13 protein-coding genes and 1 tRNA gene are annotated in these 14002 nt (G+C 25.5%); 7 read left to right on the forward strand and 7 right to left on the reverse strand.

What is annotated here, in order from left to right:
• Positions 1 to 30: 30 nt before the first annotated feature.
• Positions 31 to 106 (reverse strand) — tRNA-Met (locus tag ACYUCG_RS13455).
• 172 nt (positions 107 to 278) lie between these two features.
• Between ACYUCG_RS13455 and ACYUCG_RS13460 the strand changes: the two genes are divergently transcribed.
• The 3 genes from ACYUCG_RS13460 (at position 279) to ACYUCG_RS13470 (ending at position 3598) form a co-directional block, all read left to right on the forward strand.
• A complete protein-coding gene (locus tag ACYUCG_RS13460) occupies positions 279 to 1055 on the forward strand; it encodes a hypothetical protein (RefSeq protein ID WP_460268753.1) in 777 nt (258 codons plus the stop codon).
• A gap of 417 nt (positions 1056 to 1472) precedes the next feature.
• Positions 1473 to 2903, forward strand: a complete 1431-nt coding sequence (locus ACYUCG_RS13465) for a hypothetical protein (RefSeq protein WP_415319586.1) — start codon at positions 1473 to 1475, stop codon at positions 2901 to 2903.
• A gap of 2 nt (positions 2904 to 2905) precedes the next feature.
• Entirely contained in the window at positions 2906 to 3598 is a 693-nt protein-coding gene (locus tag ACYUCG_RS13470) for an OmpA/MotB family protein (RefSeq protein ID WP_004455906.1), read from the forward strand.
• 57 nt (positions 3599 to 3655) lie between these two features.
• Here ACYUCG_RS13470 and ACYUCG_RS13475 read toward each other — a convergent pair whose 3' ends face one another.
• From ACYUCG_RS13475 to ACYUCG_RS13500, 6 genes are all read right to left on the reverse strand, one after another.
• On the reverse strand, positions 3656 to 4531 hold the full coding sequence (locus ACYUCG_RS13475; protein ID WP_049039406.1) for a decaprenyl-phosphate phosphoribosyltransferase: 876 nt from the start codon (positions 4529 to 4531) through the stop codon (positions 3656 to 3658).
• 60 nt (positions 4532 to 4591) lie between these two features.
• Positions 4592 to 4924: an EamA family transporter gene (locus ACYUCG_RS13480; protein WP_165473424.1), complete on the reverse strand. Its 333-nt coding sequence runs from the start codon at positions 4922 to 4924 to the stop codon at positions 4592 to 4594.
• The gene (locus tag ACYUCG_RS13485) at positions 4917 to 5255 is read right to left on the reverse strand and encodes an EamA family transporter (RefSeq protein WP_003479574.1); all 339 of its coding nucleotides are present in this window, start codon (positions 5253 to 5255) and stop codon (positions 4917 to 4919) included. Before ACYUCG_RS13485 ends, ACYUCG_RS13480 begins: the two co-directional genes overlap by 8 nt.
• A gap of 9 nt (positions 5256 to 5264) precedes the next feature.
• Positions 5265 to 5900 (reverse strand): HAD family hydrolase, encoded by a 636-nt coding sequence (locus ACYUCG_RS13490; RefSeq protein ID WP_240297487.1) that lies wholly within the window; start codon positions 5898 to 5900, stop codon positions 5265 to 5267.
• 287 nt (positions 5901 to 6187) lie between these two features.
• Entirely contained in the window at positions 6188 to 6508 is a 321-nt protein-coding gene (locus ACYUCG_RS13495; protein ID WP_139932617.1) for a bacteriocin immunity protein, read from the reverse strand.
• Between the two features lie 463 nt (positions 6509 to 6971).
• On the reverse strand, positions 6972 to 9299 hold the full coding sequence (locus tag ACYUCG_RS13500; protein WP_306424349.1) for a putative bifunctional diguanylate cyclase/phosphodiesterase: 2328 nt from the start codon (positions 9297 to 9299) through the stop codon (positions 6972 to 6974).
• Positions 9300 to 9553: 254 nt separating this feature from the next.
• Between ACYUCG_RS13500 and ACYUCG_RS13505 the strand changes: the two genes are divergently transcribed.
• The 4 genes from ACYUCG_RS13505 to ACYUCG_RS13520 are packed head-to-tail and all read left to right on the forward strand — an operon-like array spanning position 9554 to position 13909.
• The gene (locus ACYUCG_RS13505) at positions 9554 to 10822 is read left to right on the forward strand and encodes a tetratricopeptide repeat protein (protein ID WP_283703848.1); all 1269 of its coding nucleotides are present in this window, start codon (positions 9554 to 9556) and stop codon (positions 10820 to 10822) included.
• Positions 10823 to 10839: 17 nt separating this feature from the next.
• Complete coding sequence (grpE, locus tag ACYUCG_RS13510) at positions 10840 to 11442, forward strand: nucleotide exchange factor GrpE (protein ID WP_003474604.1); 603 nt, start codon at positions 10840 to 10842, stop codon at positions 11440 to 11442.
• On the forward strand, positions 11430 to 13157 hold the full coding sequence (locus tag ACYUCG_RS13515) for an Hsp70 family protein (protein ID WP_415319585.1): 1728 nt from the start codon (positions 11430 to 11432) through the stop codon (positions 13155 to 13157). Before grpE ends, ACYUCG_RS13515 begins: the two co-directional genes overlap by 13 nt.
• Positions 13158 to 13174: 17 nt before the next feature.
• The gene (locus ACYUCG_RS13520) at positions 13175 to 13909 is read left to right on the forward strand and encodes a tetratricopeptide repeat protein (protein WP_415319584.1); all 735 of its coding nucleotides are present in this window, start codon (positions 13175 to 13177) and stop codon (positions 13907 to 13909) included.
• The last annotated feature ends 93 nt before the right edge of the window (positions 13910 to 14002 follow it).

Here is a 14002-nt window from a genome sequence, read left to right on the forward strand (position 1 = left end):
AAAAAAGGTTCTGTTTTACAGAACCTTTTGTGGTTGCGGGAGCAGGACTTGAACCTACGACCTTCGGGTTATGAGCCCGACGAGCTACCAGCTGCTCCATCCCGCGTCATTAAATTGTATCTACTACTCTTTAACTATACGTTAATATATAATTAAAGTCAAGGAAATTAAATATTTATTATATTTAAATTGTTATAAGTACTTAGAACTTTCTCTTTTGTGATATATAATAAATATAGGGACGTATATTAGTTTTAATTTTTTATTCAGGAGGAGAAATGTTTACCAAAGGTTTTGACGAGGCATATAATAGGGCTTTAGAACTTCAGAAATTATTTTATGGTGAAAAAGAAAAATATAATGAAGAGTTAAAGAATGAAAATAGGGACATAAAGCACTTAGTTAACAAAATAAACGAAGAAAAAATATATATATTAGAAACACTAGTACCTAAATATGCTAAGAATATGAGTATTTTAGAAAGACAAAGTATAAAAGCTACTTTAGGAGAAGAAGTCAGTAGTGAATATATAATAAATGATTATAATATACGACCTATTAAAGAACTGCTACTGATAGATTATGATGAAAAGTTTATTATAAAAAATATAAAGAATCCTTTTATTAAGGTCTTTAAGATAAACAAAATAAATAAAAATTTAGATGAAGAAACTATGGAAATACAATCTGCAATAGATGAAATGAAAAAGATATCACAATGTGCACAGGATGATAAGCTTAAATTAATAAGAATTTATAAATTAATATGTTCTGCAACTAATTTAGGAGAAGCAATAGAGGAAAGGTTTAGAGATTTCATACCTATGATACAAAGCAGTAGGCTAATATATGGGGATTGCAATATAGAGAAGCGTAGCTATAGGATAGGAAATGTTATGAAATGTTATGATGGAATAATGCAGTTTTTAGTAAAGATATGTGAAACTAAATATAGAAGTGCAGAGGGAAAGCGAGTTAAGTACATAAAAGATTCTTTAATTGATGAGCATTTAGAAGAATTAGATTTATGGAAACAGAGCTTTAATGAAATATAAATTTATTTAATTTTTAAAGTTAAGGTAAGAGAAATGGGCATGTTTTTATGATTTATTATGGTGTTACAGCCAGTTTATTCAATAAAATGATAAAAATTTTTAAAGAATAGAGAAAAATATGTAGATTTTATTGAATTTTTAACCAGAATATGATACTGTCTACATATAGTAAATACTTATAGCGTGTTAGTATTTATTTTGGATTTGGTTGGAGAATAATTTCTTCAGCCTTTATTCTTTATATAGATAGTTTATAGTTTAAGAAATATTTAAAATTAAGTCTTATGAAATCAAGGGTAACTTGAGTATTCATAAGGCTTTTTTATTTTATTTATTATGGAAATTCATTATAAAAATCTATTTGTAATCATATATTTCATATAAAGATTAATTAATAGGGGAGGAGAATTTTTTATAATGAGTACAATAAGCAACATATTAAAATCTTTTTTAACTCAAAATATTCTAGGGTATATTGGGGTTACATTAATTTTAATAGTTATATTCCTAGGATTTATCTACAATATGAGGGTTAAGAAAAAGTATGAGAATCTTTTAAATGATTTTAATGAGAGTGAGTGGATTAATGTTTCAAATAATGAAGATCAAAAGGAACTTAAATTTCTTAATTCAGAGTTAAAGGCAATGGCAGATGATTTTAGAAAGAGTGCTATTAAAGGAACATATAATATCAACACAGAGGTAATAATTCAAAAGAATATAGAAAAGAGAATATTAAAAGAAGAAAATATTGCAAATATACTGCCATCTATTTCAATAGCCTTAGGTCTTATAGGTACATTTTTAGGACTTACTGTGGCTATTATGACAACAACAGGTATATTATCTTCTGGAACACAAAGCATGGCTGACTTCTCAAGAAGTATGAATATGCCTCTAGGAAGTATGTCTAGTGCCTTTTGGACAAGTATTGTAGGGGTAATAGGTTCTATCATCTTAAATTGTCTAAACATTAATTTAAAGAGAGCTAAAGAGGATTTTTATGATGTTTTTGAAGACTATTTAGATAACATATTATTTTCTATTTATATAAAATCAGATAAAGATGTACTTACTGATTTTATGAATAAAGCTTTAGGAAGTTTTTCAATAAAGTTAGATGAATTATTTAACAAGGGAATAAATAATTTAGTTGAAGGCATAAATAAAAACACCGTAGATATGACAAGCACCTTTGATGGAATGAATAAACATATAAGTGATTTGGAGAATATTGTATCATATTTTAGAGTTTCAGTTATGGGAATAAAAACACCTATAAAAAGCTTTGGTGAAGATTTAGAAAAGTTTAGTAGGGTAAGTGCAGAGTTTTGTAATTCTGTAAATTCAACAAATAATAAATTTCTTAATAAATCTACTAGACTTGAGGAAAGTGTAAATGAACTATCAAAGGCTATAAATGATAATAAGAGAGAAATAAATAAACTTTGTATGAGATTAGAGGTTCAAAGTAATGAGGTGAGAAGAGGATACAATACCTTTAATGATGTATTTAATATTATAAAAGATGAGCAAAGCAGAAATAATAAAATTATTTCAAATCAAATTTCAAAATTAAATGATGGATATAGAGAATTTGAAAGAGGAATAAATAAATTTTCAAGCAATGTTTCAAATATGAAAAATGAAGTTGCAAATGGTATATACTATGCTCTTCAAAGAGAAACTCAAGAACTTTCATCAAATATAGTTGATAAATTAAATGCTCCTCTAAGGGATATTAGTCTAGCAACTGAGGAGTTAAGCAGAAGTACTAATAGGAATAGGAAAATTGGAAAGGCAGATTCAGGGTGGAAAAAAGATAGCAAAGAGATTGGTAGGTGTTAAAAATGAAGGTTAGGAGAAGAAAGTATAAGACAGAACAAGAAGTACCTTCTTATTGGCCTTCCTTTGTTGACATAATGACTACTGTTACCTTAGTTTTTTTCTTTATCTTACTTACTTCAATAGGAATTTCAAGTATTTTTGTAGATAATATAGCTGTAGAAAGAGAAACTGTATATGACAAAATTCAAGGAGAATTAAATCAATACTCAGTTAATGAAGAGGTAATGAATTTTAACAGAGAAGAAGGAAAAATTGATATAAAAACAGAAACTTTTTTTGATAGTGATAGTTCAGTTTTAAAGGAAGATGGAAAGAAATTAGCTTCTGAACTTGGAGATATATTTTTTAAGTTACTATCTAATGAGGATATAAAAGAAAAAATAGATTATATAGAGATTGTAGGGCATACAGATTTTGCAGGAAGCACAATTCATGGAAGAGAGCTATCCACTGAAAGAGCAATAAGCTTTTTAAATGAAATGATGCCAGAGGATAGTGAACTTGAAAATTTACATGGAGAAAAGTTTAAAGCTTCAGGGATGTCTGAGTTTGAAAACTATGCTTCTAAAGAGGAAAGAGATAGGGGATATGATGAATATAATATAGAAGAAACCAAGAAAGATAGAAGAATTGAAGTGCGTATGGTATTTAGTAATGAAGATTTAGAAAAAGCAATAAAGGAAAGAAAAAATTAAATTTTTTTAGGAAGATTTGTGTAAAACAAATCTTCCTATAGTTTTTAAATACTCATATTAATAATAAAAATTATAATTATTTAAGTTAAGTAAGATTATACAAAAAATTCCCCATATTAATATTAAATAGATTAATTGTTTATCTTTAAGCACTAAATCAGTAGGGCTTTCTCCTTCACTACTGGAATACATTAAATAATAGTATCTTATTGTTCCCCAGATTACCAAGATGTCTGTAAAAATAAAAAATCTTATTGATGTACCTAAAATACAATATATAGAATAAAAGACTATTGTACAAGTTAGTGATATATTAATTACTTTATCTAAAAATTCTAAATTATATTTTGATAAATTTTTTCTATGAGTACTTGCATTTTCACCTAAAAAAATAACTTCATTTCTTCTTTTACCAAAACCTAAAAATAAAGATAAAAATAATGTACATAAAATTATCCAATCTGATGCAAGGACACCAGTAGCAAAGCTACCAGCTAATACTCTAAAAATAAATCCTAATGCTATTGAGAAGACATCTATAATAACTAAATTTTTAATTTTAAATGAGTAAAATATATTATTTATTAAATAAACAATTATTATAAATAATATAGAAATTTTTAAGCTAAAGGCTATAGCTAAAGAGGTTACGCAAAGAATTATGCCAATTAATATTGCTAATGGAATACTAACTTTCCCGCTAGCTATAGGTCTTTTACATTTGTTTGGGTGCTTTCTATCATTTTCTACATCTACAATATCGTTCATTATGTAGACTGTGGAAGATATAAAGCAAAATGCTATAAAGGTAAGTATATTATTTTTTAGAATATCAATATTTAAAAATTTATTTGAAAAAATTATTGGGCCAAATATAAATAGATTCTTTATCCATTGATTTGGTCTAAGTAGTTTGATTATGTATTTAATCATAATCTAACGCCTCCTCATTTCCTTTGAAATTAAATTTTATAGAATTTTCTAAATTGGCTATCATATAGCTATTAGTATAGAACCTAAAATTATTAATATTGTACCTATAATTTTATTACTAGTTATTTTTTCACCTAAGGCTATTTTAGCTAAGATCATAGTCCATATATAAGTCATAGCAGTAAGTGGTAGTACAATGCTATAAGGTAGATATTTAAGTACAAATATATTTAAAATAGCAGCTGTTACATAGAAAAAACCACCTATGTAAATTTTGAAATTAACTATGAGAGATAAGAAGTTATCTACATTTTCTGCACCTTTTTTAAAAAAGAATCCACCTAATGCACCGAAGAATGTCATTATGGGAAAAACTAAGTATATATTATTCATAAGATTTACCTCTTGCTATAAAAATAACTCCAGTAATAATAACTATAATTCCTAATAATTGAACTAATGATATATGTTCTTTTAGAAATAAGCTGCCATTAATTAATGCAAATATATAACTTGTGCACATTAAAGGGTGTATTATTGAAAGATCTCCAAATTTTAATGCTAATATCATACTAAGAGCTCCTATGCCATATAGGACAAAACCTATAATTAATAGAAAGAGATTAGAATCAACCCCTATTTTCCAAAATAATTGTCCGAAAGAAGTACAGAGTGCGGAGAAAAATATTAAAATTATTCCTTTATTTAAATTTTTATTCTTCAAGTTTGTTACCTACTTCCATTTTAATATTTCATATTCATGATTTGAATTTTTGCTATTAATAAGATATGCATTCTTAACTAAGCTAAACATTGGTGCATCTGATAAAGAATCAGAATAAGCAACAGAATTTTCTTTATCGATTATCAAATCATGTTCTTGTAAAAATGTATTTATTCTTGAAACTTTTTCTTCACCCTTACAGTTTAGTCCACTTATTTTGTTTATAAATCTGCCATTTATAAATTCGAATTTAGTTCCTATTACACCATCTATAAAATCTTCATCCTCAAAATATTTCAAGTAGCATTCTGGAGATGCTGAAATCAATAATATATAATATCCTTTACTTTTTAAATCTTTAATTTTAGTCAAAGCATCTTTATAAATCTTAGGTTTTATCATTGTATTAAAAAAGTCGCTCAAATCACCTTCACAGAGATAATTTAAGGTATAAAACATAGATTCTTTTGCTTTCACAGTAGTTATTATTTTAGCCTTATATCCTAATAATTTTATAAATAATATAGGTAAATGAAAGGACAAATAAGGTTTTTTCTTTATTGTGTATTTAAGTAAATAAAACATGGAATCACCATGTATTAATGTTTTATCTACGTCAAACAAAGCTATTTTAGTAGTTTTCATATTATTGCTCCTAAGTTATTTAAAATTTAATCATATAACCTAAATGATTATAATTTTTGAAAATATAAAGAATGTTTTGTGGCACTTTATAATTGTAATTAGAGAGAAGCTGATAGTAGTGATAACATTAACTACAATAATTTCAGTTTCTTGTTAATTTTACCATATGTAATTGAGATTTCAAGATATATTAAAGCTTAGGATATTCCATAAAAGTTAATTTAGAATTTAAGTAAGTAGTGTAATTTTGGTTACTACAATTGAAAAAATTAGAATTTAAATTTTATCTAAAATTGAGATTTATCTCCATAGTCTGAACGATATACACCATTTAAACCAGCATACTTACCTATCTCAGATAACTCTCTTATTATATTCTCTTCATTAGAGGAAAAAGTCAGTTTTTTTGTGTAAGCTGTAAAATATATATAGTTAACTAATCTATTTATTAAAGGAATATTTTTCTTATCATATAAATCTAGTTTGGTATAAACTTTTAATAATACTTCTTTAATATCATCAAATTTATTTGTTTTTGATTTCGAAAGACTATTATATAAAGAATGCACTAAATCTTTAGATCTATTCATTAATTCAATATTTTTCATTCACAATACCTCCTAAATATAATCATAAATAAATTATATTATTTTTATGAATGTAATTCTACAAATATTTACAATTAATACATTAAAATATTTAATTAACATTGAAATGGAAATGATTATGAAAAGGAAAAAGAATGGAGAATTAAATTAAAAAGTCAAAAGAAAAAATAATTTTAGGAGTTATAAGTTGTATAGGTTGGTTTATTCCATTAATAGAGATAATTATTAGTATAGTAGGAATAGGTATATCTGCTAAAAAGATAAAAGAACTTAGTTATAAAGCGTATAAGATAGAATTAGCTTTAAATATTATAGGATTAGTGTTAACTATTATATACTTTGTTATATCATATAAGAAACTATTAGCTTAGAGGAGATTGTATATGAATATCAAAAAAGGATATTATAAAAAACTATAATATCCTTTTCTTTTTTATCCAAATATGAAAAGCTTAATTAGCTACTAGCCTATTTTGTTATTAATATTAACTTTTATATAATCTATTATTTCAGATTTTGTTAATGGTTTAGAAAAATAATATCCTTGAACAATATCAAATCCTAAACTACTAAAGAGTTTAAAGTCTTCATAAGTTTCTACACCTTCAATAACTGAAGTTACTTTTAGTTTTTTGGCTAACAAGGATATTGCTTCAATAACAGCTAATTTACTAGGAGTTCTTGCATCAATTACAAACTCTCTTGGAATCTTTAATTCATCAAAATATAGATTAGATATTTGGCTAAGAGATGAGTACCCAGTGCCAAAATCATCTATGGATATACAAATTCCCTTTTCCCTAAGAAGATTAATATAAGAAATTGTTTTAGTATTATTATTTAGTGATACATTTTCTAATATTTCTGCTGTTATTAAATGTTTTGGGATTTTATATTCTTTATAAATATTTAGAATTTCATTAATTTTTTCATAGGATTTTAAGGTATTTAATGATAAATTTACACTACACTTTAATTTTATACCCTTATCTATTAAGTATCTTTGAAATTCACAGGATTTTTTAAAAACATATAAATCAAGGGAAGAAATTTCTCCTAAGTTTTCAGCTATAGGTACAAACTTGCAGGGAGAAATTACACCTAGTTTATCATGTTTCCAACGCAGTAAAGTTTCAAAACCAACTATTTTTAATGTTTTTACACAAACTTTAGGTTGGAAAACTAAATGAAATTTATCAGATAAAAGATCATTTTTAAAATCCTTTTTTAGTATATTGATATGTTCTAAATCTGTTTTTAAATTATCATCGTACATAAGTATAGCGTTGTTAGGTACTTTAAGCTTTTTAGCTCTCATTAGTGCATAATCTGTTTCTTGAATTAGTAAATCTAAGTTAGTGTTTGAATCATTTAATGAGTAGCCAATATTAAAGTTTATATGTATTAAATCAGAGTTATGTTGAATATTTATATTTTCAAAGTCTTTAAAGAAATTTAATATCAAATCAACTTGATCTAATCTAGATATTAGTGCAAATTCATTTCCACTATATCTACAGTAAAAAACATTTTTACCTAGAAGTAGTTTAAGTTCTTTAAATTTATTTGCAACTTCTACTAATACCTTATCACCAACAACATGTCCAAAAATGTTATTAATATCTTTGAAACTTTTTATATCTATAAAGAAGAGTGCATAATCAGTAGTTATGGTTTCAAGTTTCTTTAAAAAGTAATTCCTACTATACATATTAGTTAAAAAATCCACTTCATTAGCACGTTTAACGCTTGCAATTAATCTTAGGTTATCTTTTCTTAATATAATATCTCTAGATACTAATAAAATCATGATAATAAGTATAATTATTAAACTTTCTACACCATTAAAATCTCCATTTACTATGGAGGATGAAATTATACCTATAGCAGCGAAGGATACAGGAAAAATTCCAATGGTAATACTAATCCATGAATTGTTTATATTCATATATGAGTCATCAAATAGTACCTGATTTAGGTCTTTTTCTTGTTCTATAATTGAAAAATATATAGAAAACATTAATAAAAGTGGACAAATAAAGTAGATTCCAATACCTTGATACAAGCAATTGGGAAAAAATACCTTATCGTTAAAATACGACATCACATAACAATTAAGATTTAAAAGATAAAAGTTTATTAATAATAGAAAGCTACTTTTTTTATTCCCTCTTAGGTAAATAGTTTTTACAAAAATCAATATAATAAGAAAACCCTGTAAAAAAATTCTTAAGCTATTTATGTTTAGTAAAAATAAGCTATATATTGAATCATCTAAGAAATAAATAGATGATATAAAATATTTAGAATTTTCATAAATAATAAGGGCAAAAGGTATAAATGTGAAAAATGAATCACGAATAATGTAATCCCTTAAAACACTATATTTAAGCATATCTTTTATAAGTTTATAAATCATAACAATTAATATAAATGATAATATTATAAATTGAAAATTTTTCAATAAAATTATTTTAAAAATTGAAAGATTAAATATACCAAATAGATTAGTTGATAAACTTACTAATATTTGTATGCATTCAATTAATATAAAGCCTAATTTTATGGTATTTAACGAATTTTTAGAACGCCTATATTTAAATGCAAATAATGTGCTAATTCCACATTGAAAAATCCAAAACGAAAAGGCCATTGCCCATAGTAGATAGTCTGATAAATATGATGGTACTACCAATACAGAGATTAGTGTTCCTAACAAGACTACAAAACTTAATATGATTTGAACTATAAAAAAAAGTTTTATTTTATTGCACATAGGGCTATGCGACATATAAACCTCCGAAAAGTTGTTAATATAATTTTTGAATTATTAGTTATTTTTATCAAATAATTCATTAACATTTTATTAATATAAGTAATTTATGTCAAATAAAAATAAAGATAATTATAAGTAAAAATATACTTATAATCGAGAGTATTCTAAGTTTTATAAATAAAATAAGCTTACTAATGAATATTATTAGTTTTACTGAAATAAAGTTATGGTATAGAGATATATCGTTAATTAATTTTAGGAGGATATATATGATCGATTATTTTAAAGAATTAAATATTCAGATAGATGCCTCTGATAATGAAGTTAAAAATGCTTATTTTAATATGACTAAAAAATATCCACCAGAAAAGTTTCCAAAGGAATATAGGGTTATAAGAGATGCATATGAAACTTTAATAGATAAATCTAAAAGGGATGCATACATTTTAGATACTTTTGATATTGAAATAAGAAATATACTTAATGAGGGTATTGATTTAGCTAAAAGCGAAGAGTATGATTTAGCAGTTGTAAATTTCGAAAAGGTTCTGCAAAGGTACCCTGATAATTTAAAGGTAAAGAAAGACTTAGCAGTATGCTTAATGAGAGGGAGAAATTATAAAAAAAGTTCTAAAATACTAAAAGAATTAGTTATAAGAGAACCTAATAATATAGAATACTACAAGCTTCTAATAAATGCTTATGGAGAAAACTATGATATTAAAAATCTAGAAAGCGTTCTTAAAAAGAGTTTGAAATTAAAAAATGTAGAAGTAGATTTTTATTTAAAGTTATTTGAAATTTACAATGAAAGCGAATTAAGAGATTATACAAAGGCTATTAAGGTTTTAAAAGATGGCTTAGAAAATAGAAATATAAACTCTCAGAAGTATAAGCTATATCTTAAGTTTTTAGATTTATCTGATAGATTAGATTGCAAAGACGATTTTAATAAGGGATGTGAAGCTTTAAGTGAAATTATCTTAAGAGATAATTATGAAGAAGTAAAAATTTCAATATTAAACTTATTGAATAGAATTTTAAAAGAGTTTCATTTTAAAAATGGAGTTAGGCTTACATCAACAGCTTTGGTTTTAATAGATGAAAAAAAGGATGTGGAAACCTTAGAAAAAATAATGAGCTTAAGGCGTAGTTTTTTAGAACTATCTAGGCTTTATGAGGATAAGAGTATAAATGAAGATTTTAAAAAGATAGTATTTTATAATGCTGTAAGCAAATTTTTAAAGGATGATATTGAATTTAATAGGGATTTTGAAATAATAAATCAAAACTTTTTTAATAACTTTAACTTTGAAAATGATGAATTAGTAAAATCCATTGGGAAGTTAAAAAATGATTATAGGAATGTTTATTTAGAAACAAGAAAGTTAAGTGATAAGGTCTTGGGTAGATATAGCAAAGTTCAGAAAATAAAAGAGGAAAAGAATGTACCTAAGGAATTTTATTCTAATAGGAGAGAGGGGAATCCCGTAAAAATTTTATTTAGAAAAGTAATAAATAGTTTTAGAGATAAATAAAATAAGGGGGTACTGATTTGAATTATGAAGAGGCTTTAAAGGATATTTGTGAAGAAAAAAAGTATATAGATTTATTTGAAGAGGATAGAGGATTAAAAGAAATAAAAAATTCTATAAAAAAAATAGCCATACAAAATGAAAATATGAATCAAGGATATATTGAAGAGGTCTATAAAATAGCTAGTAGCCTTGAAGGGATTACAACTTATATAAGTAAAAAGAGTGAGGAAGAGGAGCTTAGAAGTAAAAGAATAAACAAAGAATTAGAAATAAGAGAAAAGAGATTAGTTAAAAGCATAATAAGTATAGTGGACAATATAAAATATATTTATGATTTTAGCCAAAAATCTAACAATGAAGTATTAAATGAGGCTATGAATAATCTATTAAACACAGTAAAAAAAGCAATGGTGAATGTAGATATCCTTCTTATTGATGGAAAAGAAACTTTTTTTGATGAAAGCTTACATGAGTGTGTTAGTACTATTTGGAATGACGAAAGAAAAGATTATGAGATAAACGAGGTTTTAAAGTTTGGATACATATACAAGGGAAAAGTTGAGAGAACAGCTCAAGTAGTAGTAGTTAAAAATAAGGAGGATATAGAATGGGAAGAATAATAGGAATTGATTTAGGGACAACAACTTCAGAAATAGCTTATGTAAAAGATGGTAAGCCATGTATAATAAGAAATATTGAAGAAGGGGATGAGCATGCTATTCCATCAGTGGTTTCCATAGAAGGAGATGAAATAAAGGTTGGAAAGAAAGCTAAAAATCAAATTTTGCTAAAGCCTGAATTAACAGTTGCTGAGGTAAAGAGAGTAATGGGAACAGAAAATATTATACAAATTCAAGGGAAAGAATACAGACCAGAAGAAATTTCAGCACTAATTTTAAAAAAATTAAAAGAAGTAGCTGAATATTTTTTAGGGGAAGAAGTAGAAGAAGCCGTAATAACTGTCCCTGCAAACTTTAATGATATACAAAGAAAAGCTACAAAAAATGCTGGGGAAATAGCCGGTTTTAAAGTAGAGAGAATAATAAATGAACCTACTGCTGCAGCAATGGCTTATGGAGTAGACAACCTAGATAAAAATGGGAATATTCTAGTTTATGACTTTGGAGGGGGAACCTTTGACGTAACTATATTAGAAATGTTTAATGGAGTTTTAGATGTAAAGGTAAGTAGAGGAAATAATTATTTAGGTGGAAAAGATATTGATAATAAATTAATAGACCATGTGGTAAATGAATTTAATAAATCAACAGGTGTAAAATTAGATACCTCAGATAGTAGAATTTTGGCTAGACTTAAGGAAGGTGTAGAGGAAGCTAAAAAAACATTATCCACATCTAAGATGGCTGAAATAGTACTTCCTTATATTAGTGCTGACAAAGATAATAATCCAATAAACTTAGAAATGGTATTAACTAGGGAAGAATTTGAGTTTAATGTTAAAGAAATAATAGACTCTACTGAGGATATAGTAAATGAGGCTTTAGAGGATGCAAATATTACTGATAATGAAATAGATACAGTATTATTAGTTGGTGGTTCTAGTAGAATACCTTATGTAAGAAATATGCTTGAAAAAAGATTTAAAGGAAAAATAGCAAGAGGAGTAAATCCAGATGAGGCTGTGGCTTTAGGGGCTTCAGTACAAGCTGCTATTAAAAATGATATTCCAGTTGGCGATTCAGGTACAATAATAGTTACTGATACATGTAACTATACTTTAGGAGTAGCATTAAAGGGAGGAATATTTGATCCTATAATTGATAGAGATTCAAAATTACCTGCAAATGTAACAAAGAGATATTGTACAGTTATGGATAATCAAACAGAAGTATTAGTAAGTGTTTATGAAGGTGAAAGTAGATATGTTAGTGATAATACCTTAATAGATGAGTTCATATTATCAGGAATACCAAAGGCCGATACTGGTAAAGAAAAAATAGATATTACATTTACCTATGATTTAAATGGAATTTTAAATGTTTCAGCAGAAATTCTTTCTACTGGAGATGAAATTTCAAAAATAATGTCTACTAAAGGCATTTCAAAAGAAGAGATTCAGGATCTTAAAGAAGTAGTTTCAAGTAATGAGAATAATAATGAACTTGTACCTTGGAAATCAGCCAATTTATTTAAATTAGTAGAGCCTAATTTTAGGTTAGCAGAAAGAAAAATTCCTATGTTACCAAGTGCTGATAGAGAAAAGCTTCAAGAGATTATGAGTGACATGAAGGATGCTATAGTAGATAATGATAAAATGGCACTTATGAAATTAGATGAAGAACTTACAGATTTTTTATTTGATTTCGTAAATTAATAGTGGGAGCATTTCTTATGAAAAATAGTAAAGAATCTTTAGAAGGTGCTTATAATAATGCTTTAGATTTAATCTTAAATAAAAGATTGAAAGAGGGAGAAAAGCTCTTAGAAAAAATTTATGGCTCTGGAAATATAAATATAGATATTTTAAATCTTTTAGGAATAATAAAATATATGTATTGCGATTTTTATGGAGCTAAGAAATATTGGAATGAGAGTTTGAAAGTTTCATGTGAAGATAATAAGGCTTCTGAATTTATAGAAGATATAGAAAGTGATGATTTTAAACTAATAAGTGAAAAATATATATATTCACTAAACTTAATAGAAGATAAAAATTATTCACAAGCAATAGAGGTTTTAGAGGAAATTAATAAAGGAAGAAGTGAATTAATAGAAGTTAAAATCATTTTAGCATTATTATATATGATAATAGATGAGAAAAATAAGGCCTTTAAAAATATAGAAAGGGCTTTATCATATGATATATCAAATTATAAGATAAAAGAGATATATAATGAAATAAAATGTGATTTAGCAAAGGATGAAGAAAAAGAGGAAAGTGAAGAATTAACTTTTTCTGAGTCTATTCTAAATTTAATAATGATTTTGAATTATAGGATAAACTCTTTTTATGAAGAGGAATTAAAGTATAGAAATGAAGAAATAAAATCCTTATATGAAGAAATCAAAACTATGAATTTAGAAATTGAATCTTTAAATACGAAAAAAGAAAAATTGAGTTTATAAATTAATTTAGCTGTATTAATTATATTCTAAAAAATAAATTTCTTAGAATATAATTTTGATACAGCTATTTGTTTTTATGAAGATAATATTTCC

The sequence above is a fragment of the Clostridium sp. CTA-17 genome, assembly GCF_054767895.1.

Coding starts and splice junctions, on each gene's coding strand:
- ACYUCG_RS13515 (WP_415319585.1), top strand. CDS start 11,430: ATGGGAAGAATAATAGGAATTGATTTAGGGACAACAACTTCAGAAATA.
- ACYUCG_RS13480 (WP_165473424.1), bottom strand. CDS start 4,924: ATGAATAATATATACTTAGTTTTTCCCATAATGACATTCTTCGGTGCA.
- ACYUCG_RS13500 (WP_306424349.1), bottom strand. CDS start 9,299: ATGTCGCATAGCCCTATGTGCAATAAAATAAAACTTTTTTTTATAGTT.
- ACYUCG_RS13460 (WP_460268753.1), top strand. CDS start 279: ATGTTTACCAAAGGTTTTGACGAGGCATATAATAGGGCTTTAGAACTT.
- ACYUCG_RS13520 (WP_415319584.1), top strand. CDS start 13,175: ATGAAAAATAGTAAAGAATCTTTAGAAGGTGCTTATAATAATGCTTTA.
- ACYUCG_RS13490 (WP_240297487.1), bottom strand. CDS start 5,900: ATGAAAACTACTAAAATAGCTTTGTTTGACGTAGATAAAACATTAATA.
- ACYUCG_RS13470 (WP_004455906.1), top strand. CDS start 2,906: ATGAAGGTTAGGAGAAGAAAGTATAAGACAGAACAAGAAGTACCTTCT.
- ACYUCG_RS13475 (WP_049039406.1), bottom strand. CDS start 4,531: ATGATTAAATACATAATCAAACTACTTAGACCAAATCAATGGATAAAG.
- ACYUCG_RS13495 (WP_139932617.1), bottom strand. CDS start 6,508: ATGAAAAATATTGAATTAATGAATAGATCTAAAGATTTAGTGCATTCT.
- ACYUCG_RS13505 (WP_283703848.1), top strand. CDS start 9,554: ATGATCGATTATTTTAAAGAATTAAATATTCAGATAGATGCCTCTGAT.
- ACYUCG_RS13465 (WP_415319586.1), top strand. CDS start 1,473: ATGAGTACAATAAGCAACATATTAAAATCTTTTTTAACTCAAAATATT.